The organism is Sphingobacterium sp. LZ7M1 (assembly GCF_024296865.1).
Classification (GTDB): Bacteria; Bacteroidota; Bacteroidia; order Sphingobacteriales; family Sphingobacteriaceae; genus Sphingobacterium.
In genome coordinates, this window is sequence record NZ_CP101134.1 from 2,081,031 (window position 1) to 2,107,677 (window position 26,647).

At 39.5% G+C, this 26,647-nt stretch carries 26 protein-coding genes; 15 read left to right on the forward strand and 11 right to left on the reverse strand.

All coding sequences use genetic code 11. The features are described from left to right. The first annotated feature begins 21 nt into the window (after positions 1-21). Positions 22-537 (forward strand): thioredoxin family protein, encoded by a 516-nt coding sequence (locus NMK93_RS08815; protein WP_254530029.1) that lies wholly within the window; start codon positions 22-24, stop codon positions 535-537. Positions 538-676: 139 nt separating this feature from the next. Here the strand turns inward: NMK93_RS08815 and NMK93_RS08820 are convergent, their stop codons facing one another. From NMK93_RS08820 to NMK93_RS08830, 3 genes are all read right to left on the reverse strand, one after another. Then, complete coding sequence (locus tag NMK93_RS08820) at positions 677-1,075, reverse strand: group III truncated hemoglobin (RefSeq protein ID WP_185211932.1); 399 nt, start codon at positions 1,073-1,075, stop codon at positions 677-679. Positions 1,076-1,122: 47 nt separating this feature from the next. Continuing rightward, a complete protein-coding gene (locus NMK93_RS08825) occupies positions 1,123-1,557 on the reverse strand; it encodes an Rrf2 family transcriptional regulator (protein WP_185211933.1) in 435 nt (144 codons plus the stop codon). A 110-nt stretch (positions 1,558-1,667) separates the two neighbouring features. Continuing rightward, positions 1,668-2,561, reverse strand: coding sequence for a serine hydrolase (locus NMK93_RS08830; protein WP_254530031.1), 894 nt, complete (start codon positions 2,559-2,561; stop codon positions 1,668-1,670). A gap of 51 nt (positions 2,562-2,612) precedes the next feature. Between NMK93_RS08830 and NMK93_RS08835 the strand changes: the two genes are divergently transcribed. After that, complete coding sequence (locus tag NMK93_RS08835; RefSeq protein WP_254530033.1) at positions 2,613-3,158, forward strand: DUF1543 domain-containing protein; 546 nt, start codon at positions 2,613-2,615, stop codon at positions 3,156-3,158. Between the two features lie 10 nt (positions 3,159-3,168). On the opposite strand, the gene NMK93_RS08840 is transcribed toward NMK93_RS08835, so the two are convergent. From NMK93_RS08840 to NMK93_RS08855, 4 genes are all read right to left on the reverse strand, one after another. Next, on the reverse strand, positions 3,169-3,819 hold the full coding sequence (locus tag NMK93_RS08840; RefSeq protein ID WP_254530035.1) for an NAD(P)-dependent oxidoreductase: 651 nt from the start codon (positions 3,817-3,819) through the stop codon (positions 3,169-3,171). Positions 3,820-3,926: 107 nt separating this feature from the next. After that, positions 3,927-4,631: a carboxypeptidase-like regulatory domain-containing protein gene (locus tag NMK93_RS08845; protein WP_254530037.1), complete on the reverse strand. Its 705-nt coding sequence runs from the start codon at positions 4,629-4,631 to the stop codon at positions 3,927-3,929. Positions 4,632-4,634: 3 nt separating this feature from the next. Further along, positions 4,635-6,596, reverse strand: coding sequence for a M1 family metallopeptidase (locus tag NMK93_RS08850; protein WP_185217891.1), 1,962 nt, complete (start codon positions 6,594-6,596; stop codon positions 4,635-4,637). A gap of 6 nt (positions 6,597-6,602) precedes the next feature. Then, positions 6,603-6,947 carry an ArsC family reductase gene (locus tag NMK93_RS08855; RefSeq protein ID WP_254530039.1) on the reverse strand — a complete coding sequence of 115 codons (345 nt, stop codon included), beginning with the start codon at positions 6,945-6,947 and terminating at the stop codon, positions 6,603-6,605. Between the two features lie 180 nt (positions 6,948-7,127). Here NMK93_RS08855 and fbaA point away from each other — a divergent pair, with 180 nt between their 5' ends. From fbaA to NMK93_RS08875, 4 genes are all read left to right on the forward strand, one after another. Next, positions 7,128-8,207, forward strand: coding sequence for a class II fructose-bisphosphate aldolase (fbaA, locus tag NMK93_RS08860; RefSeq protein WP_185211940.1), 1,080 nt, complete (start codon positions 7,128-7,130; stop codon positions 8,205-8,207). Between the two features lie 422 nt (positions 8,208-8,629). Continuing rightward, entirely contained in the window at positions 8,630-9,511 is an 882-nt protein-coding gene (locus NMK93_RS08865; protein ID WP_185211942.1) for a tyrosine-type recombinase/integrase, read from the forward strand. A gap of 13 nt (positions 9,512-9,524) precedes the next feature. Beyond that, entirely contained in the window at positions 9,525-9,866 is a 342-nt protein-coding gene (raiA, locus tag NMK93_RS08870; protein ID WP_185211943.1) for a ribosome-associated translation inhibitor RaiA, read from the forward strand. A gap of 235 nt (positions 9,867-10,101) precedes the next feature. Then, a complete protein-coding gene (locus NMK93_RS08875) occupies positions 10,102-10,245 on the forward strand; it encodes a hypothetical protein (protein ID WP_254530041.1) in 144 nt (47 codons plus the stop codon). 425 nt (positions 10,246-10,670) lie between these two features. Here NMK93_RS08875 and NMK93_RS08880 read toward each other — a convergent pair whose 3' ends face one another. Beyond that, positions 10,671-10,880, reverse strand: coding sequence for a hypothetical protein (locus NMK93_RS08880; protein ID WP_254530043.1), 210 nt, complete (start codon positions 10,878-10,880; stop codon positions 10,671-10,673). Between the two features lie 652 nt (positions 10,881-11,532). Between NMK93_RS08880 and NMK93_RS08885 the strand changes: the two genes are divergently transcribed. The 5 genes from NMK93_RS08885 to NMK93_RS08905 all read left to right on the forward strand — a co-directional run bounded on the left by NMK93_RS08885 (position 11,533) and on the right by NMK93_RS08905 (position 18,811). Then, positions 11,533-11,895 carry a DUF6686 family protein gene (locus NMK93_RS08885; protein ID WP_185211945.1) on the forward strand — a complete coding sequence of 121 codons (363 nt, stop codon included), beginning with the start codon at positions 11,533-11,535 and terminating at the stop codon, positions 11,893-11,895. 168 nt (positions 11,896-12,063) lie between these two features. Further along, complete coding sequence (locus tag NMK93_RS08890; protein WP_185211946.1) at positions 12,064-12,591, forward strand: ferritin; 528 nt, start codon at positions 12,064-12,066, stop codon at positions 12,589-12,591. A gap of 179 nt (positions 12,592-12,770) precedes the next feature. Then, a complete protein-coding gene (locus tag NMK93_RS08895) occupies positions 12,771-15,470 on the forward strand; it encodes a TonB-dependent receptor (RefSeq protein ID WP_254530045.1) in 2,700 nt (899 codons plus the stop codon). Continuing rightward, positions 15,471-16,445: an NAD(P)H-quinone oxidoreductase gene (locus NMK93_RS08900; RefSeq protein WP_254530047.1), complete on the forward strand. Its 975-nt coding sequence runs from the start codon at positions 15,471-15,473 to the stop codon at positions 16,443-16,445. It begins immediately after the preceding gene. A 71-nt stretch (positions 16,446-16,516) separates the two neighbouring features. After that, positions 16,517-18,811, forward strand: a complete 2,295-nt coding sequence (locus NMK93_RS08905) for a GH92 family glycosyl hydrolase (protein WP_254530049.1) — start codon at positions 16,517-16,519, stop codon at positions 18,809-18,811. A 203-nt stretch (positions 18,812-19,014) separates the two neighbouring features. Here the strand turns inward: NMK93_RS08905 and NMK93_RS08910 are convergent, their stop codons facing one another. The 3 genes from NMK93_RS08910 to NMK93_RS08920 form a co-directional block, all read right to left on the reverse strand. Beyond that, complete coding sequence (locus tag NMK93_RS08910) at positions 19,015-19,188, reverse strand: hypothetical protein (RefSeq protein WP_185218788.1); 174 nt, start codon at positions 19,186-19,188, stop codon at positions 19,015-19,017. A gap of 111 nt (positions 19,189-19,299) precedes the next feature. Beyond that, on the reverse strand, positions 19,300-19,860 hold the full coding sequence (scpB, locus tag NMK93_RS08915) for an SMC-Scp complex subunit ScpB (RefSeq protein ID WP_185211951.1): 561 nt from the start codon (positions 19,858-19,860) through the stop codon (positions 19,300-19,302). An 8-nt stretch (positions 19,861-19,868) separates the two neighbouring features. After that, a complete protein-coding gene (locus NMK93_RS08920) occupies positions 19,869-20,993 on the reverse strand; it encodes a CofH family radical SAM protein (protein ID WP_254530051.1) in 1,125 nt (374 codons plus the stop codon). Between the two features lie 286 nt (positions 20,994-21,279). Here NMK93_RS08920 and NMK93_RS08925 point away from each other — a divergent pair, with 286 nt between their 5' ends. The 4 genes from NMK93_RS08925 to NMK93_RS08940 all read left to right on the forward strand — a co-directional run bounded on the left by NMK93_RS08925 (position 21,280) and on the right by NMK93_RS08940 (position 26,590). Then, on the forward strand, positions 21,280-21,711 hold the full coding sequence (locus NMK93_RS08925; RefSeq protein WP_185211953.1) for an SRPBCC domain-containing protein: 432 nt from the start codon (positions 21,280-21,282) through the stop codon (positions 21,709-21,711). Between the two features lie 141 nt (positions 21,712-21,852). Continuing rightward, entirely contained in the window at positions 21,853-23,133 is a 1,281-nt protein-coding gene (gene dctA / locus NMK93_RS08930; protein ID WP_368041480.1) for a C4-dicarboxylate transporter DctA, read from the forward strand. Positions 23,134-23,281: 148 nt separating this feature from the next. Beyond that, positions 23,282-24,487, forward strand: coding sequence for an FAD-binding oxidoreductase (locus tag NMK93_RS08935; protein ID WP_254530055.1), 1,206 nt, complete (start codon positions 23,282-23,284; stop codon positions 24,485-24,487). 24 nt (positions 24,488-24,511) lie between these two features. Beyond that, the gene (locus NMK93_RS08940; RefSeq protein WP_254530057.1) at positions 24,512-26,590 is read left to right on the forward strand and encodes a catalase; all 2,079 of its coding nucleotides are present in this window, start codon (positions 24,512-24,514) and stop codon (positions 26,588-26,590) included. The last annotated feature ends 57 nt before the right edge of the window (positions 26,591-26,647 follow it).

A 26,647-nucleotide genomic window follows, 5' to 3' on the forward strand; every position in this document is an offset into this window, starting at 1 on the left:
TACATTGGAAAATATATTTACATGAAGAAATTGACTTTAATATTAGGATTTAGCCTAGTGATGCTACTTACAGCATTCCAAACACAGAGTTTTGCCCAAACCAAAAAAGTAAATCCAGAATTGGATTCCTTAGCAAAACCTTATCATCCTGAGGCGGATGCTCAAAAAGATATTGATAGTTTAGTTGCATTGGCTAAAAAAGAAAACAAGAATATTATCATTCAAGCTGGCGGTAACTGGTGTATTTGGTGTCTGCGGTTCAATAATTTTATTCACCAAAACAGCAAAATAGCCAATCTGCTCCAGGATAACTTTGTGTATTACCACCTGAATTATTCTCCTGAAAATAAAAATGAAGTGGTATTTAATAAATACGCAGCTGGTAAAGGAGAGGAATATGGCTTTCCATTTTTTATCGTTATGGACAGCAATGGCAAAGTCCTTTTCACACGAGAAAGTGGTAGTCTAGAGTCAGGAAAAGGCTATGATGAAAACAAAGTAATGGCATTCTTCAGTGAATGGCTTCCGAAGAAATAAAATATTAGACTAAAGTAAAAAGAGCTATAATTTTAAATTATAGCTCTTTTTTTTTGCCTTTTTTAGGCGTAACAACTTCTCGTCTTGCATTGCTACAAGATGGAAATTCCTATCTAAATAGTTGTTATATGGTTTTGATTTAAATTAGTGGCTTTAAATTGTTCTGCTGATAGTATTCAATTTTATATTGAAACATTTCAGCCATTCTAGCACCTTGCCATTTTGCCCTTTCTGCCTTCTCACCTTCATATAAACTGTCCACAGTCTTAGAAAACATGCCAACCCATTGGTCGAAATGTTTCTTTTCTACTGGCATCTTTGCATGAGGTGGAAATGGACTTCCATAATAGGTGTGCTCTTCCAAAAGAACGGTTTGCCAGAAACGGTACATTTTTTCTAGGTGTTCCGGCCATCGATCTTGAATGATTCCATTAAAGATCGGTCCCAACAACTCATTCTCCCTTATTTGGTCGTAAAATGTATTGACCAAGACTTTGATATCCTCTATATTCCGAATATCATGTTTAATGCTTTCCATGCTTAAATTCCTTTAACTTCTTAGGCCTATTGGCCTCCAAAACTGCATTACCTCATTAAGATACTTTCACCGGAAATAATGCCTACAGCCAATTCATAGACCGTAGTTTTTTCCAACATATTCTTTAAATCGGTCCTGATCTTCACAAAACTATTGTGCATAGGACAAGGTTTTAAAGCATTACATTCTTTCAAACCTAATCCACAGCCCATGAAGATCTGATCTCCGTCTACCGCTTTCACAATTTGCGATAGACTGATATTATGTATCTGATTATGGTCCATCTCAAATCCTCCGAATGGTCCTTTAATCGAATGTAAGATCTGATGCTTGGTCAATAGCCCTAAAACCTTTGCCGTAAAGGCTTCTGGCGTACCAGTATGCTCAGCTACCGCCGTAATCTTTACGCGGTTTCCTTCTAATGATTGCGTGGCAATATAGATGATTGCCTTAATTCCGTGTTCACAAGCTTTTGAAAACATAATCAATACCTAAAGTTCAAAGATAAGCAGTATTTTTTATTAAAGAGTATTTTGTCTTAAATAACCTCCGTTATTACAATTATTTGATAATCTACAGATTGTAATACCTTCTAATTAGCTGGAAAAGGAGTGAAGTCCTTTTCATAATGGTTCCAGATGATATTTGCAATTTTTCTCGTCAGGACCTCGGCCTCATTGTTTTTTGTCCAACTTCTATCTTTGTTGTTATTGCTGAAAAAGGAGAAAACAAAATCACCATGTGGCGCATTCACCAAGACGACCTCAGAACGCACTTCATCCAAAGATCCTGTCTTTCCTATCCAGCTGACTTCAGCAGGAAACTGTGATAGTGCCCTTTCATTATAGAATTGGTTCTTTAAGAACCGATACATCTTATCTGAATGTGCAGGAGAGATCACTTTACCCTTTCGGATCATTTCATATAATGTTGCCATTTCCCTTGGCGTAGTTTGTCCCCAACCATACTTCTTCCAAATTTCTTCACGTCCGGGAGTCCTCGAATTGACCTTTGTGTTTTTAAGGCCTAACTGGTCCAAAATAGGATTGATGCTTTGACCTCCACCTGCCAATTCCTGACACCAAATGGAAGTTACATTATCGCTATAGCTTAACATTAATCCAATCAAGGTGGTTAGGTCAGTTTCGGTACTGTCCTTGAAAAATTGCATGAGTCCAGAACCTCCATAAGCCCGGGAATCTCGGTATATAAACTTCTGGTCTAAGCTTAAATCCCCGTCTTGAATTTTTTGAAAAACACCTACCAGTATCGGAACCTTTACTACACTTGCTGTAGGGAAGGTGCTGTCAGCATTGATGTTAACTATCTTGTTTTGCTTCAGGTGTTTAACATAAATCCCCAAGTCCCCCTCAAAACCCGCAATAGCTTGATTGATTTTCTCGGTCAGCTTTTTGTCGATCTTCTGAGCATGGGCTTGACAGATAATTGATAAAAAAATAATGCACAGACTGAATAGTTTTTTCATGGATTAGAATTAAATTAGTTGAACCTCGAATTTAAGGAATAATAAAATACTATGGAATTATTTATGGTGGTAATTGGCGGAAAGCCAGAAGGAAGGTTTACCGAACAGCATGATGTTTTCTTTGGAATTGCTGATGAATTGAAGGACTTAGTGCCGGAAATGAATGAGTTTTGGCCAGCTCTAGAAGGGAGGATGCATATCGATTCCTGGAGAAAGGTAAGCAAGGTTACTGGTTATAAAATCCAAATCGTAGAGAAGGGACCGCAAACGGACGGTAATTTCAAGAAGTTATTTTTTGTCAATTTAGGAGGATACAAACCCAATGACATGGAGGAATATCATTATAAGCAATTGGTGGTGGCAGATGATTTAGCTGAAGCGACCAGGGTTGCCAAGGATACCGTTTTTTGGAAACATCATGAATCATCCCACATCGATGATAAATATGGGATCGATGTAGATGATATCTATGAAGTGTCTGACTTGTTAAACCCCAAATTCAAAGCCCAATATCATATCAGCATACAGGGGACGACCGATACATCTGAAGATATACTTGAAGTAGGTTATTTAAAGATCAGTAAGCTAGTGGGCTAGAGGTACACTCTCAATAGCCGGCTGTAAATCTCTTTTTGATGAATTTATTGTTTTCAACTTCATCTACCACAGCTACGGCCAAATCTTCCACGGAGATATTGGAATGACCATCATGATCAAAAACAGGATGGTCTGTTCCAGTCCTATATTTTCCAGTCCTTTTTCCCTTTTTACTTGGATTCATCTCAATGGCTGGACTGATAAAGGTCCAATCCAATTCTTCTTCCCGTTGGATAACCTCATAAAAATCCGCTGCTGCCAGGGCGCCAGATTTAATCTCCTTTGGAAAATTAGGGTCATCCACAAGCCTATTGTCATTTTCATCCAAGAGACTTCCTGCACCTCCAATGACAATGAAACGTTTTATTCCGGTCTCCTTTAATTCTTTTAGAATATGTCTGGATCCTTCTAGGTAATCATCATAGATCTCAGGATTGGTCCAGCCTGCATTAAACGCCGAGATTACTACATCATTGCCATTTAATGCACTGCCAAGGCTAGTGTCATGCATCACGTCCATTTGTACCGCTAGGACATGAGGTTTATTTTTGAGGTTTTCTACATCCCGAGCGATCGCTGTCACTTCCATGTTTCTGTGTACCAATTCTTCCAATATATGGGAGCCAACAAACCCTGTTGCTCCGATCAATGCTACTTTCATATATGTCCTATTTTATTCAATAAAAAACAGGTTAGCAAACCTCTCTCAAAGTTTGACTAACCTGTTATTAATACAAATTATTGTATAAAATGTTTATTCCAAAAAACTTATTGCTTTATTGGCTCAACCTTATTTTTTTTGAATTTAGCATAGGAATCCAAGATATAAGCTTTTAGATCTTCTGGTGAAGCTTGCTTGATAAACTCATAGGAAGGCCTATAGCCATCTTTGAACAACAGAAGGTCTTGTCGCTCCATTGGAATCAGTGAAAGGATGACATCGTTTGTAAACACGCGGTCTACATTTCGTTGTTCTCGCTCTATTTCCAAGATATCTATCGATGCCCTTGCCTGTTTGGCTTCCTTGCCAAATAATCGGGAAGGGGATATCCTCAAACCTCCACGGGTTGTGCTGGTTTCAACAGCTTTACTGTTGTTCTTGGCCCTTTCGATTTCTCTGGTCAATCGGCTGTCCGTAATCTTAGAAACAACAACTTCATCAATCGTAATGGTGCTTTTGTCGTTTACTAAATAGATACGGGTAATTCCTTCCTGATAGATAAATGCAGTATCTCGGTCATAACCTTGGGCGGTTAGACTTAAATAATCACTCATCTTTCCAGGGATTGTGAAATTCCCCTGTAGGTCGGTCTTTACTTGATCGTTTGTTCGCAGGTTCTTGATCAGTACATCAGGCAATTTCTTGCTGGTTTCCAGATCATATACTATTCCTTTGATCTCTTGTGCAAATGAAATGGTTATGTTGCCCAAAAGTAACATAACCAATAGCAATAAATTTTTGTGAATCTTCATATATTATTTTGATGTCCAGTTATTGTTCTCTGGATTGATATCCGGATAAACATTGTCTGGATCTATTTTAACGCTAGTAAGCTTCTCGGTAGTATCTAAAACAAACTTCCAAGAGGTATTTCTTTCCCAAACTTCAACTGGTAATTTCTTTCTCACTTTTTTACCACTTGCTGTTGTTGCTTCAACCACAACGGGCATCGCCATTTTTTGAAGGTTTTCGATCGTGATCACGGAACCTTTAGCTGGATCTAAATCTACGTAGCTTACATCGCTAATCGCTTGATCTAAAGACCAATTGTTCAAGAACCAACCTCTCCAGAACCAATTTAAATTTTCTCCGGTTTCATTTTCAATGGTACGGAAGAAATCATTTGGTGTCGGGTGTTTGTAAGCCCAATAGTCGATGTATTTTCTGAAGGCAGCGTCAAATCTTTCAGGACCTAAAACCTCATCTCTCAAGATCCTAAGCGCAAATCCCGGTTTATAATAAGCCAATAAGCCAATGTTTCTTTCTTTCATGCCCTGTGGACTGGTGAAAATTGGCTCTAGGTTTGGATGCATTAACGCTTTCGCCATGGCATTTCTATCGCCCATCCTGCGGAAATATTCGCCGTTGTTGAAGGCCTCTGTGGAAAGGTCATTGATAAAAGTGTTGAAACCTTCATCCATCCAGGCATATAGGCGTTCATTCGAACCTACGATCATTGGGAACCAAATATGGCCAAATTCATGGTCAGTTACTCCCCAAAGGCTTCCTGCTTTAGCTTTACTACCACAGAACACAATTGCAGGATATTCCATACCCCCAACATTGGATGCTACATTCACGGCAACTGGATATGGGTAATTATGCCATTTCTTTGAATAATATTCTATGGAAGCTTTGGTATATTCTGTAGATCTTTCCCATGCATTTCCACCATTGCTCTCTTTTGGATAAGCAGATAGCGCCAGTGCTTTTTTGCCATCTTGCAGGTTAATCTGTGCTCCATCGATGATAAATGCCTTAGAGGAAGCCCAAGCTACATCTCTTGCATTTTCCAATCTATATTTCCAGGTCAATGTGCTTTTGTTTGGCCTAGAATTTTTATTCGTCACTTCATCTTGAGAACGGATAATGACGGTTTTATCACTTGATTTTGCTTTGTTGTATCTTTCCAGCTGTTCTTTGGTCCATACCTCTTGTGGGTTCAATAATTCACCACCAAGTACAACGATGTGGTTTGCAGGAGCAGTTACCTCCACATTGAAATCTCCATATTCAAGGTAAAACTCACCTGGACCAGAGTATGGTAAAGTATTCCAGCCAGTTACGTCATCATAAACAGATACTTTAGGGTACCATTGTGCAATAGCATAAATATCTCCGTTTTCCGTAGGAAGGATACCGGTACGGTCAGCGCCATACTGAGGGACGATATAGGAGAAATCCATGCTGATTTCTGTTTTTCCGCCGTTAGCTGCCAATGGAGTAGGAAGGTCGATTCGCATGCGGGTATCGTCGATGCTGTACTTTACATCAGCCTTACCACCGCCTGAAACATTGGAAATCGTATATCCACCATTGAAATCGGATCCTGCGTCACCATAGCGACTGTTTGTCAATGGGACCACGGCTTGACCGATGGATTTTTGATTGAACAGGTTTTGTTCCAATTGCAACCAGATGAAATCCAATTGGTCGGGGCTATTATTTGTATAATGGATTTTTACAGTTCCTTTTACCTCATGGGTCTTATCGTCCAAGCTTACTTTGATATCATAACTTGCCGCATTCTGCCAATAAAGTTGGCCTGGTTTCCCCGAAGCAGAACGATAAACATTTCCATTCTGTGTATAAAAACCAGGTTTAAAAGCCTCTTTGTAATCGTATTTACTCTCGACTTTTTGTGCAAAACTGCTTTGTAAAATACCAGCTTGGGCCAATAGGAGGCCTAAGGATATCTTAATAATAGATTTATTCATGCGTGTTTATAATTTAGATTTGTATTCGTCTTCATCAAAACCTAATAAAATACCCTTTGGACTTTCGATCAAGGGTCTTTTTATCATACTATTGTTACCAAGAAGGACTGCATTTGCACTCTTTGCATCCTTAACGGCAGCCTGTTCTTCAGGGCTCAGCTTTCTCCAGGTTGTTCCTTTTTTATTCACTAATTGTTCCCAAGAAACTTCTTTTTCCCATTCTTCAAGTTTGTTTAAGGTTGCCGGTTCTTTCTTATAGTCGTGAAAAACATACTCTTTATGGTTCTCATTTAACCAATCTATTGCCTTTTTTACTGTATTACAATTTTTAATTCCGTAGACCTGAAGCATAGCTATTATAATATTAGAAAGTTATATTCAGCTAAAGATATTAATAAAATCTTTAATAGCTACGGAAGGAGGGTATGGAGGATACCTAAAAAGTTCATAGTGTATTTTTTACACTATATTCTTTGAACTCACAAAAAAACTTTATCTTTATTGGTATTAATAAAATTTAGAAAATATACTATGAGCCTAAAAGATTTCAAAGGAGTTTTAACTGGAGATCAAGTTCAAGAGCTTTTTGAAAAAGCAAAAGAGCATAAATTTGCATTACCTGCAGTAAACATTATCGGTACAGATTCTATCAATGCTGTTATGGAAACGGCTAAGAAAGTTAATTCACCTGTGATCATTCAATTGTCAAACGGTGGAGCACAGTTCTACGCTGGGAAATCCCTGAATAATGATAATTTACAAGCATGTATTCTAGGAGCTGTTTCAGCTGCTCAACACGTACATTTATTAGCAGAGCACTATGGTGTTGCCGTTATTTTGCACACTGACCATGCTGCCAAAAAATTATTGCCTTGGATTGATGGATTGTTGGACGCTGGTGAGAAATTCTTTGCTCAACATGGCAAGCCATTGTTTTCATCTCATATGTTGGACCTTTCTGAGGAGCCTTTGGAAGAGAACATCGAAATCTCTAAAAAATATCTAGAGCGCATGAAACCACTTGGTATGACTATCGAAATTGAATTAGGCGTTACTGGTGGTGAAGAGGACGGAGTGGATAACTCTGACGTTGATAGCTCAAAACTATATACTCAACCAGAAGAGGTTGCTTATGCTTTTGAAGAGCTTTCTAAAGTTTCTGATAAATTCACGGTAGCTGCTGCATTTGGTAATGTACATGGTGTTTATAAGCCAGGAAACGTGAAGTTACAACCTGTTATCTTACATAACTCTCAAGAATACATCCGTGAGAAATTCAACTTAACGGCTGAAAAACCAGTTAATTTTGTATTCCATGGTGGTTCTGGTTCTTCTCCTGAAGAAATCGAAGAAGCAATTTCCTATGGTGCTATCAAAATGAACATCGATACAGATATGCAATGGGCTTTCTGGGACGGTGTAAGAAAATACGAAGCTAAAAACCACGATTACCTACAGGCGCAGATCGGTAACCCAGAAGGTGCTGATTCTCCAAACAAGAAATATTACGACCCTCGTGTTTGGTTGCGTAAAGGTGAAGAAGCTTTCGTTGAGCGTTTGGAACAAGCTTTTGCTGAATTGAACGCTGTAAATGCTACAGATAAAATTTAATTCTTAATCGAATTACAAGTATAATAAGGGAGCTTTCCATTGCGGAAAGCTCTCTTTTTTTGTCCTGTTATCGGCTTTAATCCTGACCTCATTCGAGGCATATTCGAGAACGCCGAATTGGGTAAAGGATTTCTCGAATATGCCTCGAATAATACCCGATGCGAAGTAAGTAGATTTCTCTCGGAATGTTGGAGGGTAAAAAGGTCTTTTGGCCATTTTATTCTCCTTATCATGGAAAATCTGAATCTGTTGAAAACAATTCCGGTATCAGCATACTAAGCTAAGTTTAAACTCGTATATATTAATAGGAATACCTTATAAGAGGGGTTAAGAAATTGTGAAGTAAGTCAAATGTAAAATTGTCCTTTATCACATGTTTTATGCTATATAATCCTTAATATTACAATAAGAAGCAAATAAGAATGTATAAGGATCGATTTATAAATTATTTAAAATTTGAGAAGCGGTATTCTGAACATACGATCATTGCTTATGAGCGTGAGATAGATGGGCTGTTCCAATTTTTGGAAGTCGAGTCCATGCCCTTTGAGGAAATTGACTATCGATTTTTGAGGTATTATTTTTCCAATTTAAAGGAGCAGGGCAAGGAGGCCACTTCGGTGAATCGGGCGATATCTTCATTGAAATCATTCTATAAATTTTTAATGCGCGAAGGTCTGGTCAAGCAGAATCCGATTGCCTTGATCAAATCCTTGAAAACAGCCAAGAAACTGCCCGTAGTCGTCGAGAAAGAAAAGATGATCAAGTTATTGGACCATATGAATTCATCGTCTGAGGATTTTGAGCAAATCCGTGATTTCATCGTTTTGGAACTCTTGTTCGGAACCGGTATTCGTTTGGCGGAATTGTTAAAAATAAAGGAGCAGGATATTGATTTTTATAATAAAAAAATACTTATATTCGGAAAAAGGAGCAAGGAGCGTTTTGTTCCCATACACCAAACATTGGCCAACGAATTGAGGAAGTATTTGGATTTGAAAAAAGCAAAAGATTTTCAAAACAAATCAACAGAATTGATCGTTAGCAAAGAAGGGAAGGAAGCTTATCCTAAACTGATATATCGAATTGTCAAGAAATACTTAAGTACGATCACTTCCCAAAAGAAAAGGAGTCCGCACGTATTGCGGCACAGCTTTGCAACCGCCCTGTTGGACAACGGCGCAGATTTAAATGCAATCAAGGAATTATTAGGTCATGCTGGGTTATCGGCAACACAAGTGTATACCCATAATTCGGCAGAACGTTTAAAATCAATTTATAAACAAGCTCATCCAAAAGCTTAAAAAAGGAGGAAAAATGAACATTACAGTGCAATCTATTAAATTTAATGCTGACAGTAAGCTAATCGAGTTCATTAAGAAGAAAGCGGAAAAACTAAATCAGTTCTTGGATAACATCATCGAAGGTGTATGTTATTTGCGACTGGAAAACGTAGAAGATGAAGCCAACAAAATAGTAGAACTTAAATTTAATGTTCCCGGCAATCAATTGTTTGCCAAAGCACAAGCTAAAAGTTTCGAGGAAGCAACGGATATTGCAATTGAATCTATTAGACGACAAATCAACAAACACAAAACCAAAACAAGAACTAATCTGAGTAATCACAAAGAAGTATTAAATCAAGAAGAAGAATTTTAACTACAATATTTAAAAACACGAAAAGGCTCCTGATGAGGGAGCCTTTTCGTGTTTTTAGACATTAGACAATAGACATCAGACATCAGACCGTTCTGGGGGTATATCTGGGATAGATGGGTGGATGGGTAAAGATTTAAGGTTCCGCAGGAAGTTTTGTTAGCACACTGCTATTCTGAACGATCAGTGAAGAATCTGTAGACTTTTTTTTTAAGGACGCTGTCATTCTGCACCGAAGGTGCAGGAACTGTACGCTATGTTGAACCAGGATGCCCTTCGCGTAGCTCAGGGAATGGGATGGGAGGATGGACCAAGATTTAAGGTTCCGCAGGAAGTTTTGTTAGCACACTGCTATTCTGAACGATCAGTGAAGAATCTGTAGACTTTTTTTAAGGAGGCTGTCATTCTGCACCGAAGGTGCAGGAACTGTACGCTATGTTGAACCAGGATGCCCTTCGCATAGCTCAGGGAAAGGGATGGGAGGATGGACCAAGATCGGGGTCTTGAACCAGGATGCCCTTCGCGTAGCTTAGGGAATGGGATGGGTGGATGGGTAAAGATCTAAGGTTCCGCAGGAAGTTTTGTTAGCACACTGCTATTCTGAACGATCAGTGAAGAATCTGTAGACTCTTTTTTTTAACGAGGCTGTCATTCTGCACCGAAGGTGCAGGAACTGTACGCTATGTTGAACCAGGATGCCCTTCGCATAGCTCAGGGTAGGGATGGGAGGATGGACCAAGATCGGGGTCTTGAACCAGGATGCCCTTCGCGTAGCTTAGGGAATGGGATGGGAGGATGGACCAAGATTTAAGGTTCCGCAGGAAGTTTTGCTAGCACACTGCTATTCTGAACGATCAGTGAAGAATCTGTAGACTTTTTTTTTAAGGAGGCTGTCATTCTGCACCGAAGGTGCAGGAACTGTACGCTATGTTGAACCAGGATGCCCTTCGCATAGCTCAGGGAATGGGATAGGAGGATGGACCAAGATCTGGTTTTGAACCAGGATGCCCTTCGCATAGCTTAGGGAATGGGATGGGAGGATGGGTAAAGATTTAAGGTTCCGCAGGAAGTTTTGTTAGCACACTGCTATTCTGAACGATCAGTGAAGAATCTGTAGACTCTTTTTTTAAAGGACGCTGTCATTCTGCACCGAAGGTTCAGGAACTGTACGCTATGTTGAACCAGGATGCCCTTCGCGTAGCTTAGGGAATGGGATGGGAGGATGGACCAAGATTTAAGGTTCCGCAGGAAGATTTGTTAGCACACTGCTATTCTGAACGATCAGTGAAGAATCTGTAGACTTTTTTTTTAAGGAGGCTGTCATTCTGCACCGAAGGTGCAGGAACTGTACGCTATGTTGAACCAGGATGCCCTTCGCATAGCTCAGGGTGCGGGAAGGGAGGATGGGCCAAGATCGGGGTCTTGAACCAAGATGCCCTTCGCGTAGCTCAGGGAATGGGATAGGAGGATGGACCAAGATCTGGTTTTGAGCCAGGATGCCCTTTGGCAGAGCTCATATTCTGGATATAAGAACAAGATAGTTAGCCAACTTTGAAAATTCTGTTGCCTTATGTCTTATATCTGTTAGTCTAAACTAAACAATATGTCTATTTTAATTTGGAATAATTCTTAACAATATTTAGATTTGTTCCAAATTAAAAGAGAGCACATGATTTGTCCATTAGCAAATTTTGAAGAGATTTTCCAAACTGAGGATGGGGCTGTATACCAATGTAGCCGTAGGAACTGTTATTGGTTAGATTTTCAAGGGTCTACAACTGCTTTTAGGGTTAGGGACTTTTTTGCTTTTAAGAAGAGGGTAGATGCCATTGATCTGGAAATGATGCTGAGCAATTCGGCTAGAGCATTTGATTTTGAGATCATTATGCCCTTCAGGACCGATAGTATCTTTGTTTTATCTGTGCAAGACATCATTAAATTAAAGGCTGTACTTTCTGGTGCGAAATTTATGATCGAGCTGAATAGCGAAATCAAAGCCTGCCTACAGGCCAAAGCCTTGATTGCCATTTAATATTCTTTATAATTATACTGATTCTAAATAGCTTAGCTAATATTATGGCTAATTTAGACTGAATTTGTATTACATATTTTTCCTACAATTTCTTTCGTTTAGCTTTATCTTTGTGTTAAGGAAATCGACATAAGGTTTCTTGTTATTACATAAAAAGGAAAATATATTATGAAAGATTTATTGAAATTAAAAACATCTATCTCAGAAGAGATTGAAAACATATTGAATGAACAAGTTAAAGTAGAAGCACACTCATCAGCATTGTATTTGGCAATGTCAGCATGGTGTGATGATCAAGGCTTGGACAATGCAGCAGATTTCTTTGCTAAACAATCAGATGAAGAGCGTACTCACATGCTAAAGATCTTCAAATACATCAGCGACCGCGGTGGACGTTCTATTTCACCTGAAATCACGAATGTACCAGTTGATTTTGAATCTTTCAGAGGTGTATTCGAGCAAACATTGGAGCAAGAGATGTTTGTAACGGAACAATTTAACAAGATCGCTGACAAATGTTTCAAAGCAAAAGATTTTGTAACATTCAACTTCATTCAATGGTTCCTAGAAGAGCAAGTAGAGGAAGAATACATTGCCAGACGCATCCTAGAACTATTCGACGTAATCGGCGAAGAAGGTACTGGACGTTGGGAAATTGACCGTCATTTAGTGAAAGTAACTTTCGATGGAGAATAAAATTCTTTAAAAAGTAAAAAAAAGGGGCTAACATCACATTTTAGCCCCTTTTTTTTATACAATTATTTTCAGTTTATACGTTTTAATAGTAAATTTCAGTTTATAGTTATTTAGTGAATTTTTAGATTGCCAATTTAGTCTATAGCTTTGTGAGAAATTACTGTTTAGGTATACTTATTTTGCTTCTAACATTTTTAGGATTTCATGAGCTCCATGCTCAAGAAGCCTTGAAAAATGTAGAAGGTGTGGTAGTTGACAGTACGGGGCTGGGGATGAAAGATGCATCGGTAAGGTTGATTAGCAATATCGATACCATGAGCACGACCACGGATGCAAATGGCTTCTACCAATTCAGGAATGTCAAAGGGAAAAACCTCAATATTTCCTATAGTATGTTGGGATACCAGATCGTAAACAAGAGTATTCCTACTACCGTATTCATCAATAAGATTTTCGTACCGCGAGTTGTACTATACCCACAGTCCACATTAATTCCCGAGGTTAGGGTAGTAAAAGTCATCCCTGTCGTGGATCGCGGGGATACGATCCAATTCAATATGTCCGCATTTTCTTTTCCTGAACATTCACTTCTTGAAGAGGCCATCAAGCAATTGCCAGGTTTTCAGGTCCTGCGTGATGGTACAACATATTATAATGGTCAATTGATTCGGGGAGTACGAGTGGATGGCAAGAAATTCTTTGGTGGTGACCTGCTGACTGCTACGCGAAACCTCCCTTCGGAGTTTGTAAAACAGGTTGAAGTCATCAATGACTATGGCGATCTCTCTATGGCAAAAGGTATTAAGACATCAGATCCGGAAAAGATCATCAATATTATCCTAGAGGAAGATAAGAAGCGGATTACCTTTGGGCAGGGAACGATTGGTGCGGGTACACGGGACCGATTTATCGGTAGTTTAGGTATCAATAAATTCAATGATGGTCAGGAAATGTCCATTATTGGTTCCTTGAACAATACGAATACCAGTCTATTCCTTTTTGGTTCGCCAGATGGAGCTGGAGGTAGAAATACGGACCTTTCTGAGGTGGGAGACTTTTCAGACCCTAATGATGGTTTGAACAAATTAGGGTCGCTAGGGATTTCTTTTACCGATAACCTAGGCGATAATATTACCTTGAATGGAGGATATTCCTATCAAAGTAAGTTTAACCTAACGGAAGGAAATTCTTTGTTGACCTCTTCATATGCAGGCTATAAGATCCACCGTTTCGAGAAGTACCAAAGCCGTTCCTATGATAACTTGCATACCTTGAATTTGGAGATGAATGCCAAGTTCAAAAATAACGATGTATTAAAGATCAATCCAAAAGTTGCCTATAATCGGGAGTATTTCTATAACCATAGAACGACGGATTTGACCAACCGAAGATTGCATGATATAGGTGAGAGACAGGATACGACCATCAATAGTAAGCCTTCGGCTGATATTTCAGTTCTCTATTCCAAATACTTTCACAAGCCGGGAAGAAAGCTCGTTGGTGATCTGAAATTAAATTATCAATCATTGACCAAGGATGATGTGGTATCGGAATACTATGAAAGTTTTGATTCTACTGGAACCATTCCTACGATGACGAGTTATCGACAGCGGCAACTGGTGGATGCAAGAAATGATGTTGCAGGAGTAAAGAGTTCGTTATCATATGTGGAGCCTTTCTATGAACATAGTTTATTGGAGATATTCCATGAAATGGACATCAATAATATTGAAGCTGTTCGTACCGTGCGGGATCCGTATTACCTAGGTGGGGAATTTGTTGATTCCTTGGCCATGGACTATGCCTATCAGTTTAGGAGCTTTAAAACAGGATTGAACTATCAATATGAACCTAACAAGAAATTTAGGGTCAATATGGGTTTTTCGGTACAACCTGTCAATCTATCCGGAAGGGTGCGAGGTGATACCACGATCTATAAATATAATAACGTGAACCTGGTACCCTCTACCACCATCCGTTATAAATTCAGCAATGACCTGGAAATCAAATTGGCCTATTTGGGAAGAAACGTACAACCGACTTTTTTACATATCTCGCCAGTAAGGGACAACTCGAATTCAAGGAACATTATTATCGGTAACCCTTCATTGAAAGCTGAATTTTCCAATCAGTTTTCTACCACATTAAGGAAGTTCGTGCCGACCCGTGGAAAGTATTTCCAGACCGATTTTGCCTATACCTTTATTGCGAATAAGATCGTAACAGCAAAGAAATCATTATCCAATGAAACCATTCAGGAAACTACTTTCGAGAATACCGATGGCTATTACGATATCAAGTGGTATTATGAGTTTAATTCGCCTATTTTTTCGGATGAGCTGAACTTAGGACTTTCAGGAAATGTAGATTATTATAATAACCTGTCCTATATCAACGATAGGAAGAGTACGACGCAACAGGTGTTATTTAACCAAAATGTGCAGTTTAGGTACTTGCCGAATGAATATTTTGAATCGGTTTTCAATACCAATTATTTCCTGAACCGTGCTGTTTACGAGCTTCCCTATAAAAATAAGATTGCTGCCCATTCCTTTTTGTTGAGTTTGGCAGGTAGAGGTTATCTTTCGGAGAATTTTGTTTTAGGTGCTGAGATGTCGCAAAAGTTTTATAATGGTTATGTGAGCGAATTGAGTGATGTAAATCCAACTATTATCAATACCTACCTAGAATATAGCTTTTTGAAAAACAAAGCAGCATTAATTAGGTTACAATGTAATGATATCATGGACCAGAACAAGAATGTGGGGGTAATGACTTCATATGTTGGTAACGATGTATTTGAATCTAGGAACAATAGGTTGGGGCGATACTTTATGTTGACCTTTAACCTACGTTTGCAAACTTATCCGAATAAATAAATGAGAGCAGCAGTAATGACAACATTTGGAGGGCCTGAGGTTTTTCAAATTGAAGAAAGGGAAGATTTAACACCGACTGGGGATGAGCTAGTGATTGAGGTCAAGGCTGCTGGAATTAACCGTCCAGATGTCTTTCAAAGAAAGGGGCATTATCCAGCTCCAGCGCATGTCATCCAGGAAATTCCAGGTTTGGAAGTTTCCGGTATCGTTAGCTCCATTGGACCAGAGGTGCACAGATTTAAGGTTGGGGATGAAGTGATGGCTCTGTTGCCAGGTGTAGGTTATGCGACCCAAGCTTGCGTATCAGAAAGAGCATGTTTGCCAAAGCCCAAAAACTTGAGTTTTGAGGAGGCAGCTTGTATTCCGGAGACGGTTTATACTGTTTGGCATAATGTCTTTCAAAGGGGGCGATTAAAGAGGGGTGAGCGGGTACTGATCCATGGAGGAACAGGAGGCATTGGGACCACGGCAATTCAGATTTGTAAGCAATTTGGTGCCATAGTCTATTGTACCGTAGGGTCAGAAGAAAAAAGAAAGGTAGCTTTGGACCTTGGTGCTGATAAAGCCATTAATTATAAGACTGAAGATTTTGTTGATGTCCTCAAGCCGGAAGGTCTGGATGTAATATTGGACAGTATAGGTGGGGTATATTTCAACAAGCACATCGCATTGCTGCATGAAGATGGAAGGTTGGTACAGATCAATGCCATGGAAGGCGGAAAAGTGGAATTGAATCTTCTGAAGCTGATGCAAAAACGGATCACGGTGACGGGTTCGACATTGAGAGGGCGAGACCTTTCGTTCAAAGGAGAGTTGACAAAAGAAATTGAAACAAATATTTTACCTCTTTTAGAAAAAGGGGTGATCAGACCACTGCTAACTAAAATCTTTCCCTTTGAGGAGGTAATTGAGGCACATCGCTATTTTGAGAGTCCAGAACAGTATGGGAAAATAGTGCTTAGAATGGATAGCTAAATACTTTTAGCGATTGGCTTTGTCAATTATTTTCCTATATTTAGAAATTGATAAAACCTATTTTTCACAAAATGAACTTAAAATTTATTACTACAGCTTTATTGATAGGTACGACTGTCTTATCAGGATTTGCTCAAAAAGTTGGGAAGGTTGAGAAACCGATCGATTTGGTGAGCACCTTGGTGGGTACACAATCTACTTATTTTTTATCCAGCGGTAATACTTATCCAGCGATAGCCCTGCCATGGGGGATGAACTTTTGGAGTCCCCAAACCGGAAAGATGGGCGATGGATGGATGTACACCTATACCGCAGAGAAATTGCGTGGAATAAAACAGACCCATCAGCCATCACCTTGGATGAACGATTATGGTCAATTTTCCATTATGGCGATGGTCGATAATAAGACTTTCGATCAGGACAAACGTGCGAGTTACTTTTCGCATAAGGCCGAGGTTGCAAGACCACATTACTATTCAGTATACCTTGCTGACTATGATACCAAGGTGGAGCTAACTCCGACAGAACGTGCTTCATATTTTAGGTTTACTTTTCCAAAAACAGATTCAGCTTTTGTATTGATCGATGCTTTTGATAAGGGTTCTTACGTAGAAGTTATTCCTAAGGAGAACAAAATCGTTGGTTATAGTACGAAGAACAGCGGTGGAGTTCCTGAGAACTTCAAGAATTATTTCGTGATGACCTTTGATAAGCCATTTGCGAATGTTTCAACTTTCGCTGATTCAGTTTTGACTGATGGCCGGTTTATGGTAAAAGCAGACCACGTGGGCGCTATTGTAGGGTTCCAGAATGCGAATGCAGGTGAACAAGTGTTGATGAAAGCTGCCTCTTCTTTTATTAGTCCTGAACAAGCGGTTCAAAACTTGAAGGAGTTAGATGGTGTAACATTTGACGAACAGGTTAAAAAAGGAGAGGATATCTGGAATAAGGAATTAGGAAAGATTGAAATAGAAGGAGGAAACATTGACCAGATGCGTACGTTCTATTCTTCCCTGTACCGATCGTTATTGTTCCCAAGGATGTTCTATGAGATCAATGCACAGGGCGAGGTGGTTCACTATTCTCCATATAATGGGAAAGTGCTACCAGGCTATATGTTTACTGATACCGGATTTTGGGATACGTTCAGGGCCTTATTTCCATTCCTGAACTTGATGTACCCAGAGATCAATGAAAAGATGCAGGAAGGCTTGGCAAACGCCTACCGTGAAGGTGGTTGGTTGCCTGAATGGGCGAGTCCTGGTTATAGAAATATCATGGTCGGTAACAATTCTGCTTCTGTAGTAGCTGATGCGTACATCAAAGGGGTTAGATCTAAAGATATTGAGACCTTGTATGAGGCGGTATTAAAAGGTGCCAACAATGCAGGGCCGATAACAGCAGTAGGTAGAGCAGGGGCCGAATACTATAATGAATTGGGTTATGTGCCATATGATGTGAAAATTAACGAAAATGCTGCCCGTTCTCTAGAATACTCTTATGATGACTTTGCTATCTATCAATTAGCAAAATCATTGAACAAAGATTCCGATAAAGATTTCTACAAAAAGAGAGCTTATAACTATCAGAAGTTATTTGACCCATCAACAGGCTTGATGCGCGGTAAGAATAAGGATGGATCATGGTCTACACCATTCAATCCATTCAAATGGGGAGATGCTTTTACAGAAGGTAACAGTTGGCATTACAGCTGGTCCGTATTCCAGGACGTTGAAGGGTTTTCGAAATTGTTAGGTGGACATAAAGCAATGGAAATCAAATTGGATTCTGTATTTACCTTACCTCCAATTTTTGATGATAGCTATTATGGCTTCCCAATCCATGAGATCCGTGAAATGCAGATTGCCAATATGGGTCAATATGCGCATGGTAATCAGCCTATCCAACATATGATCTACTTATACAATCATGTGGGAGCTCCTTGGAAGGCTCAGTATTGGATCAGGGAAACGATGAACAGAATGTATTCGCCAAATCCTGATGGATACTGTGGTGACGAGGATAACGGCCAGACTTCAGCTTGGTATGTGTTTTCAGCCATAGGCTTCTATCCAGTAACTCCTGCTACCGATGAATACGTGCTAGGATCGCCAGTATTTGATAAGGTCACTTTGCATTTAAGCAATGGCAAGACCGTGAATATCGAGTCTAAGAACAACTCTGACCAGAACCGTTATATCCAGAACATGAAATGGAATGGCAAGAACTATACAAAGAACTATATCAATCATAGTGAATTGTTGAAAGGTGCTAATCTGCAGTTTGACATGGGTGCAGAGCCTAATAAGAAAAGAGGGATCAATAAAGCTGACCTTCCTTACTCCATCAGTAAGGACGATCAATAGACTGATCAATACCTAGTGAAAAAAAAGCTCCAAGATTAGTCTTGGAGCTTTTTTTAGGTTAATAGGTTGGAGAGATTAAAAAAGGCTTGAAATCAATTCAAGCCCATAAAAATTCGTTTTATCTTACCCCATACCTTAGGGCGCGCACATGTTCCTTTACTAGATGTATTCTGGTAAATTAATTGCTTTTTGGCTAGTGAAGATTAAAAATCTTCATCATCGTCATCAAAATCATCGTAGCCGCCGATCGAATCGATATCGTCTAATCCGAATTCATCATCGTCATCAAAGTCATCATCATCGTCATCAGGACCGTTGAAGTTGAGCACTCTTTCATCAACCTTTACATCTGTTTCAATTGCTTGCATTGTAGCCATGTTGTTTATTATGATATTTTTCTTTTGTTATGTAAAATTATAGAAGAAAATTCAATTGATAAATTTTTTTTAAAAATAATTAAAACAAATTTTATCCTACCTTATAATGATTTAATCGACGATTTCACCGATACTGTTCTCTTCAGCTACAATATCTTTAAGCTGAGGGAGATCCTTGGTGCTGGATAGCCCAAAGTGGTTCATGAACTCGCCGCTGGTCGCATATAGCAGGGGCTTTCCAATGCTGTTCGCCTTTCCTGCAATCTGTATCAAGCCTTTATCCAAAAGCCTTTGAATGGAATAATCACAGTTCACACCGCGGATCTGTTCTACTTCCAATTTGGTAATCGGCTGCCTATAGGCGATGATTGCCAAGGTTTCTAGTGCTGATTGGCTCAGTTTTTTTCTTTCTTTATGGATTTGAAGCTGATTGATAGCATCGTGGTAGGCCGGTTTTGTCAAGAACTGCAATTGATCATTGATGGAAACCAATGCCAAGGGATAATCTTCGGATTCATACTTAGCCTTAAGTTTTCCAATAAACTCTGCTAATTCCACTTTACTGATCTCAATGGCCAAGGCTTCCTGTAAAATTTCACGCAGGTCTTTCTGGCTTATTCCTTCGGAAGATGCAAAGATGATAGCTTCAATATTTAATATAATATCTTTCAAAACGATGCTTAATAATTAATAACCTGTTCTTCCATCTGTTCTGGTAATTCCCTGAACCTATAGGTCTGTGTTCTAAGTTGAGGTTCAAATCCAGCTTCAATGATTGCATCCTGAATGGATTTTGAAGTGAACCTGTGGGGAGCACCAGCAGCGGAAACTACATTCTCTTCAATCATGATGGATCCAAAATCGTTAGCACCAGAATGAAGACAGATTTGTGCAGTCTGCTTTCCGACGGTTAACCAAGAAGCTTGGATATTCTTGACGTTAGGGAGCATAATTCTGCTTAGGGCGATCATCCTGATGTATTCATCTGCCGTTACATCATTGGTGATGCCACGAAGGCGTTTCAATAAGGTTCCGTCATCCTGGAATGGCCAAGGGATAAATGCGATGAATCCATAGGCATCGGCAGGTTTTTCGCTTTGTACCTCACGGATCCATACCAAATGCTCAAAGCGTTCTTCGATGGTCTCAATATGACCGAACATCATGGTTGCTGAAGTTGGCAAGTTGATTTTATGGGCAGCACGCATGACATCCAACCATTCCTGTCCGCCACATTTACCTTTAGAGATTAATCTGCGTACTCGGTCATTCAATATTTCTGCACCAGCACCTGGCAAGGAGTCAAGACCGGCCTCTTTCATGGCCGTCAGGACTTCAAGATGGCTCATGCCTTCCAATTTTGCAACGTGGGCAATTTCGGGAGGACCTAAGGAGTGCAGCTTCAGGGCTGGGTAAAGTTCTTTTAATTGTTTGAATAGGTTGGTGTAGAAACTCAATCCTAGATCAGGGTGATGTCCACCTTGCAACAGTAATTGATCACCACCATAGCGGAACGTTTCTTCGATTTTCTGCTTATAGGTTTCAATGTCCGTAATGTAACTTTCTTCATGGCCTGGGCGTCTGAAGAAATTACAGAATTTGCAGTTAGCGATACATACGTTGGTCGTATTCACGTTCCTGTCAATCTGCCAAGTTACCTTACCATGGGGAACTTGAATCTTACGCAGTTCGTTGGCTACAAAAGCAAGGTCTGCAGTTGCCGCTTCTTTATATAAGAAAATGCCTTCTTCTTTTGTCAAGAAGTCAAAGTTCAAGGCACGTTCTAACAGTTTGTTTACATTCATGTAATAACAAAGATACGGAGCTTTTTATGAAATCGGAAGATGTAAAATAGAATTGAAATGGATTAAAATTAACCTAAATAACACCTAATCAAATTGTTGCTTGAAGATAAGTGCTTATTCAGGTAATCAAATTAATTTTTAGAATAAATTTTGGAATACAAAAACTTATAAATCAGTTAGTTGTTTTAATAATAAGCTTACATTTATTTTACTTACAGTTTACCGTTTTATAATAAAGTAGCGTTGAAAATTCATATATTTAAGTACACTACAAAGGAGGTCATTGATGAGCCACGACATTATCCATATTGAACGTACATACCCAATTTCTACAGCTGCATTATGGCAGGCTATGACCGATAAGCAAAAGTTAAAGGACTGGTTCTTTGATATCCCTAATTTCAGTACGGAGGTTGGTGCCCAATTTGAGTTTTCAAAGGTTGAAAGGCAGGAAAAGGATTTTCACCAATGCCAAGTTTTGGAGGTAAAACCGGAGGAACTATTTAAGTTTACTTGGCGCCATCCAAAGCAAAAAAAAGGGAATTCAGTTATTACTTGGAGGTTTATTCCAAGGAGGGGAGCAACCACTTTGCATTTGACCCATGAAGGTTTGGAACATTTCAGAGATGCCGGAGAACAATTTTCCCAAGAACGTTTTGAGTCGGGTTGGGAAAGGATCTTGGGTGATTCACTAACAAAATTTATCGAAAAATTGTGACACAGGGTTTTGTCATAACCCTTTGAATATCATTTTTCTACTTCTTAATTAATGAATTCTTGCTGCGAAGAATAGCAATGGGAATTCATTTTTTTTTACATTTAGTTTTGAAACCTATTCTATTCGTTCACGGATCTAAAGATTTATATGAAGAAAATTTTCTCCAGTTTATATGTACAAGTCATATTAGGCATCCTTATCGGTATTTTATGCGGAGTGTTCTATCCTGATTTTGCTGTTAAACTAAAGCCTCTCGGTGACGGATTCATTAAGTTGATCAAGATGATCATCGCCCCGTTGATCTTTAGTTCCATCGTAATCGGTATCGCCGGAATGCAGGATATCAAGAAAGTCGGAAAGATTGGTTTGAGTTCCTTGATCTATTTTGAGATCATGACCACCATTGCCCTGATCATCGGATTGGTATTTGTGAACCTGATCCAGCCAGGCACGGGGATGAACGTTGATCCCAAGACTTTAGATCCTTCAGCCGTTTCTCATTATATACAGGAGTCCAAGGAACATAATAGCGTGATGGATTTTATCCTGAGCATTATTCCCAATAATGTTATTGCAGCCGTCGCATCAGATAATCTTCTACAAGTGTTATTGTTTGCTGTTTTGTTTGGAATTGGGCTTACGAAAATTGGTGAAAAGGCTTCAGCCCCAGTGATCGATGTCCTGCAATCCTTCTTAAAAGGTTTGTTTGCAGTCATTAAGATGATCATGTATTTGGCACCGATTGGTGCAATGGGGGCGATGGGCTTTACCATTGGAAAGTATGGGATCGAAGCATTATCCTCCTTAGGGTTATTGATGCTCAGTTTTTATGGCACCTGTATCGTTTTTATTGTAGGTGTGATTGGTGCCGTGCTCTATTTTTATGTGAATGTCAATATCTTCAAGTTACTAAAGTACATTAAAGAAGAGTTATTGATTGTTTTGGGTACTTCTTCTTCTGAATCGGCATTACCTGGCCTGATGCAAAAATTGGAAGATGCAGGCTGTTCCAAACCGATCGTTGGTTTAGTTATTCCTACTGGTTATTCATTCAACCTGGATGGTACCTGTATCTATCTGACCATGGCAGCTGTGTTTATTTCACAGGCCCTTAATATGCACCTCAATCTAGAACAGGAAATTACCCTGCTCTTGGTTCTCTTATTAACTTCTAAAGGCGCCGCTGGTGTAACCGGAAGTGGTTTTGTAACCCTTGCGGCAACTTTGCCCGTTGTAGGGCATATCCCTGTTGAGGCAGTGGGTTTGATCTTAGGGATTGATCGTTTTATGAGTGAGGCTAGGGCATTGACCAATATTATTGGAAATGCTACTGCTACCATAGTGGTCGCCAAATATGAAAAGGGCTTGGATGAGGACCTCCTTCATGAAAAGCTGGGTTCTGCGCATGCAGAGATTAAATAAGATCTGGAATCGCCTCATAAGGGCGATTTTTTATTTAAAGAATTTGATAAATCACAACACGAAAACTAAAAAAGTAAAACATTAGCCTCCTTTTATTGGTTAAAGTAATATTCCAAGTTGATATTGTATCACAGTTTAAGATTTTTATATGGATTTAAAGTCTAATGAACCTTTTTGGTTGGTCAAGAATGGAATTATTTCATCTTATCCTTCCTTGAGAAATGATTTAGCATGCGATGTTCTGGTCGTTGGGGCTGGAATTACGGGTAGTCTGATTGCACACCAATGCGTGGAGCAGGGTTATGAAACGGTCGTGATCGATAAAAGAGAAGTCGTGAACGGGAGCTCCTCGGCTACTACATCCATGTTGCAATATGAGATTGATACCCCCTTGTATCAATTGATAGATATGGTTGGAAAGGAAGGTGCAGTAGAAAGTTATAAGGCTTGTTGTGAATCCATTGATAAGTTAGGGAAAATCGCCTCGAAGATAAAATCTGAAGCAGGTTTCAAAAAGAAATTATCCCTGTACTATGCCTGTAGAAAGAAAGATATTTCTTGGTTGAAAAAGGAATTTGAAGCCAGAAAGCAAGCTGGATTTGATGTGAGCTGGTTGGAAAAGGATGAGATAGAGAAAAAGTTGGAAATCAAAGATTCACATGGAGGGATTCTTTCCAAGCATGGCGGAAGTGTCGATGCCTTCCGTCTGGCGCATGATTTATTGCAGTACGATCAAAAAAGAGGATTAAAGATTTTTGATAAGAACGAGCTTGTGAGAGTGGAAGAGAAAAAGGATTTCAACCTTGTTCACTTGGATACCAAGGCTAAGATAAAAGCCAAACATATTATCTATTGTATTGGCTATGAAAGTGCCAATCTGATCAAGGAGAAGTTTGTCGATCTCCTGAGTACCTATGCCATCGTTTCGGAGGTAAATCAAAAGCTTTACGAAAAGTACAATGATTACCTGATCTGGAATACCTCAGATCCCTATTTATATATGCGGACCACAGATGATGGCCGATTTTTAATAGGCGGTGAGGATGAGGAGTTCAGAAACCCTCAGAAGAGGGATGAGCTATTGGGTGAAAAATCATTGAAATTGGAAAAGGACTTAAATAAGGTCTTTGAGGATAAGTCTTTTGTAACTGATTTTACCTGGGCAGGGACATTCGGTGAGACCAAAGATGGTCTGCCATATATCGGCACTCATCCGGATTTTAAACGGTCATATTTTGTCTTAGGCTTTGGAGGGAATGGGATTACCTTCTCGGTAACAGGGATGGAAATGGTCTCGGATTGGTTAAAAGGAAAAAAACATAAACTGTCATCATACTTCGCTTTTGGAAGATAAATGTCTAATTAAAATTATAATACCATGAAAAAAAGAAAGAATACTGATGCACCTCATATTGACAGCCATCTTGTTGACAATATGAACAAGGTAATGACCACTAATGACGGCGTGCCTGTTTATGACAATAACAATACGCTAAAGGTTGGAGATAGAGGACCGTCTTTACAGCAAGATCATATCTTTTTTGATAAGCTCATGCACTTTGATAGGGAACGGATACCGGAAAGGGTGGTTCATGCCCGTGGTTCAGGTGCTCATGGATATTTTGAAGCGACCGCGGATATGAGCGAATATACTTCGGCAGACTTTCTCAAAAAAGGAACGGTGACTCCTTTGTTCGTGAGGTTTTCGACGGTTGCTGGATTTAAGGGTTCAACAGATCTAGCAAGGGATGTGAGAGGTTTTTCCGTAAAGTTCTATACCCAAGAAGGGAACTATGATTTGGTTGGGAACAGTATTCCTGTTTTCTTTATCCAAGATGCTATGAACTTTCCAGATGTCATCCACGCCGTAAAGCCTGAACCCAACAATGAGATTCCTCAAGCGGCTTCTGCACATGATACCTTTTGGGATTTTATCTCTTTGATGCCCGAGTCCGCACATATGTCTTTATGGGTGATGTCTGATCGAGCAATTCCAAGAAGCCTTCGGATGATCGAGGGATTTGGCGTACATACCTTTAAATTTATCAATTCTGCCGGTAAAGCTACTTTCGTGAAATTTCATTGGAAACCTAAACTAGGAGTGCATTCTGTAGCGTGGAATGAAGCCCAGAAGATTTCAGGTTTTGATGCTGACTTTCACCGCAGGGACCTTTGGGAAGCCATTGAAAATGGACAGTTCCCACAATGGGATCTAGGTGTTCAATTGATTCCAGAGGAAGATGAAATGAAATTTTCATTCGACATCTTAGATCCAACGAAAATAATACCTGAAGAATTGGTGCCAGTAAAGATCATTGGAACCATGACCCTGAACCGTAATCCTGAAAACTTCTTTGCAGAAACAGAACAAGCTGCATTTGACCCAGGAAGAGTGGTGCCAGGGATTGATTTCTCAGATGACCCACTATTACAAGGAAGAATCTTTTCCTATATGGATACGCAGAACTATAGGCTTGGAGGTCCAAATTTCCATGAACTGCCAATCAATAGGCCCATCAATGGAAAGCACAATAACCAAAAAGATGGGTTTGCGAGGATGGATATCCTAAAAGGCAATTCGAGTTATTTTCCAAATAGTCAAGGAAATGGTTGTCCATTTCAAGCGATGATGAAAGGAGAGGTGGGCTATCAGACCGGTAAGCAGCAAGTAGATGGAAAGAAAGTAAGGGCAAGGTCCAATTCCTTCGCAGATCATTTTACACAAGCCAGGTTGTTCTTTCATTCCTTGAGTACAGAAGAACAGACTCACCTGATAAATGCCTTCAGTTTTGAATTGTCAAAAGTCAATAAAGAAGATATCCGTAAAAGGGAATTGGCTATCCTTTATCAAGTTGAGCCCGCCCTTGCAAATGCAATTGGTAAAAACCTTGGATTGAAGCCTTCAAAATCCTTAGATCCATTGACGGTAAAGTTTGCGAAGCAAAACCATCCAAACTATCCGATCCAGCCTAATAAACCAGAAGTAGAAAAGTCTGCATTCCTGAGCATGAAAGTCAAGGGCGATGAAGGAACCATAGCAAGTAGAAAGATTGCTTTTTTGGTAGATGATGGTGTTAGTAAGAAGTCGGTGGATAAAATGCGCAAAGCATTGATGAAAGAAGGAGCAATGGCTGTATTGGTTTCCTCGCATGTTGGAAATCTTAGGTATTTGGAAGGCGATATGGAAGAAGTGCAGCATTCTTACCTGACGGATTCTTCGGTTTGTTTTGATGGTTTCTATACTCCAGCTGGGGATAATATTGATAAGCTTGGTCAAAACCCAGATTATCTTCAATTTGTAAATGAGGGCTATAGACATTGTAAGGCTTTAGCCTTTGCAAAAGAAGCGGAGAAACTCATTGGGAAATCTTTTATTGAAACAGATGAAGCAGTAAATTGTGAATCTGCGGGAGCCAATTGGATCAATGATTTTATCCAGGCATTGAAAAAGCATTGAATCTGGGAAAGGGAAAACAGTAGGAAAGTTCCTTCCTAGAAAAATTAAAAGAGGCCA

Excerpts from the sequence above, each read along its gene's own strand:
- NMK93_RS08815 (WP_254530029.1), top strand. The coding sequence starts at position 22 with ATGAAGAAATTGACTTTAATATTAGGATTTAGCCTAGTGATGCTACTT.
- NMK93_RS08820 (WP_185211932.1), bottom strand. The coding sequence starts at position 1,075 with ATGGAAAGCATTAAACATGATATTCGGAATATAGAGGATATCAAAGTC.
- NMK93_RS08825 (WP_185211933.1), bottom strand. The coding sequence starts at position 1,557 with ATGTTTTCAAAAGCTTGTGAACACGGAATTAAGGCAATCATCTATATT.
- NMK93_RS08830 (WP_254530031.1), bottom strand. The coding sequence starts at position 2,561 with ATGAAAAAACTATTCAGTCTGTGCATTATTTTTTTATCAATTATCTGT.
- NMK93_RS08835 (WP_254530033.1), top strand. The coding sequence starts at position 2,613 with ATGGAATTATTTATGGTGGTAATTGGCGGAAAGCCAGAAGGAAGGTTT.
- NMK93_RS08840 (WP_254530035.1), bottom strand. The coding sequence starts at position 3,819 with ATGAAAGTAGCATTGATCGGAGCAACAGGGTTTGTTGGCTCCCATATA.
- NMK93_RS08845 (WP_254530037.1), bottom strand. The coding sequence starts at position 4,631 with ATGAAGATTCACAAAAATTTATTGCTATTGGTTATGTTACTTTTGGGC.
- NMK93_RS08850 (WP_185217891.1), bottom strand. The coding sequence starts at position 6,596 with ATGAATAAATCTATTATTAAGATATCCTTAGGCCTCCTATTGGCCCAA.
- NMK93_RS08855 (WP_254530039.1), bottom strand. The coding sequence starts at position 6,947 with ATGCTTCAGGTCTACGGAATTAAAAATTGTAATACAGTAAAAAAGGCA.
- fbaA (WP_185211940.1), top strand. The coding sequence starts at position 7,128 with ATGAGCCTAAAAGATTTCAAAGGAGTTTTAACTGGAGATCAAGTTCAA.
- NMK93_RS08865 (WP_185211942.1), top strand. The coding sequence starts at position 8,630 with ATGTATAAGGATCGATTTATAAATTATTTAAAATTTGAGAAGCGGTAT.
- raiA (WP_185211943.1), top strand. The coding sequence starts at position 9,525 with ATGAACATTACAGTGCAATCTATTAAATTTAATGCTGACAGTAAGCTA.
- NMK93_RS08880 (WP_254530043.1), bottom strand. The coding sequence starts at position 10,880 with ATGCGAAGGGCATCCTGGTTCAAAACCAGATCTTGGTCCATCCTCCTA.
- NMK93_RS08885 (WP_185211945.1), top strand. The coding sequence starts at position 11,533 with ATGATTTGTCCATTAGCAAATTTTGAAGAGATTTTCCAAACTGAGGAT.
- NMK93_RS08890 (WP_185211946.1), top strand. The coding sequence starts at position 12,064 with ATGAAAGATTTATTGAAATTAAAAACATCTATCTCAGAAGAGATTGAA.
- NMK93_RS08900 (WP_254530047.1), top strand. The coding sequence starts at position 15,471 with ATGAGAGCAGCAGTAATGACAACATTTGGAGGGCCTGAGGTTTTTCAA.
- NMK93_RS08905 (WP_254530049.1), top strand. The coding sequence starts at position 16,517 with ATGAACTTAAAATTTATTACTACAGCTTTATTGATAGGTACGACTGTC.
- NMK93_RS08910 (WP_185218788.1), bottom strand. The coding sequence starts at position 19,188 with ATGGCTACAATGCAAGCAATTGAAACAGATGTAAAGGTTGATGAAAGA.
- NMK93_RS08920 (WP_254530051.1), bottom strand. The coding sequence starts at position 20,993 with ATGAATGTAAACAAACTGTTAGAACGTGCCTTGAACTTTGACTTCTTG.
- NMK93_RS08925 (WP_185211953.1), top strand. The coding sequence starts at position 21,280 with ATGAGCCACGACATTATCCATATTGAACGTACATACCCAATTTCTACA.
- NMK93_RS08935 (WP_254530055.1), top strand. The coding sequence starts at position 23,282 with ATGGATTTAAAGTCTAATGAACCTTTTTGGTTGGTCAAGAATGGAATT.
- NMK93_RS08940 (WP_254530057.1), top strand. The coding sequence starts at position 24,512 with ATGAAAAAAAGAAAGAATACTGATGCACCTCATATTGACAGCCATCTT.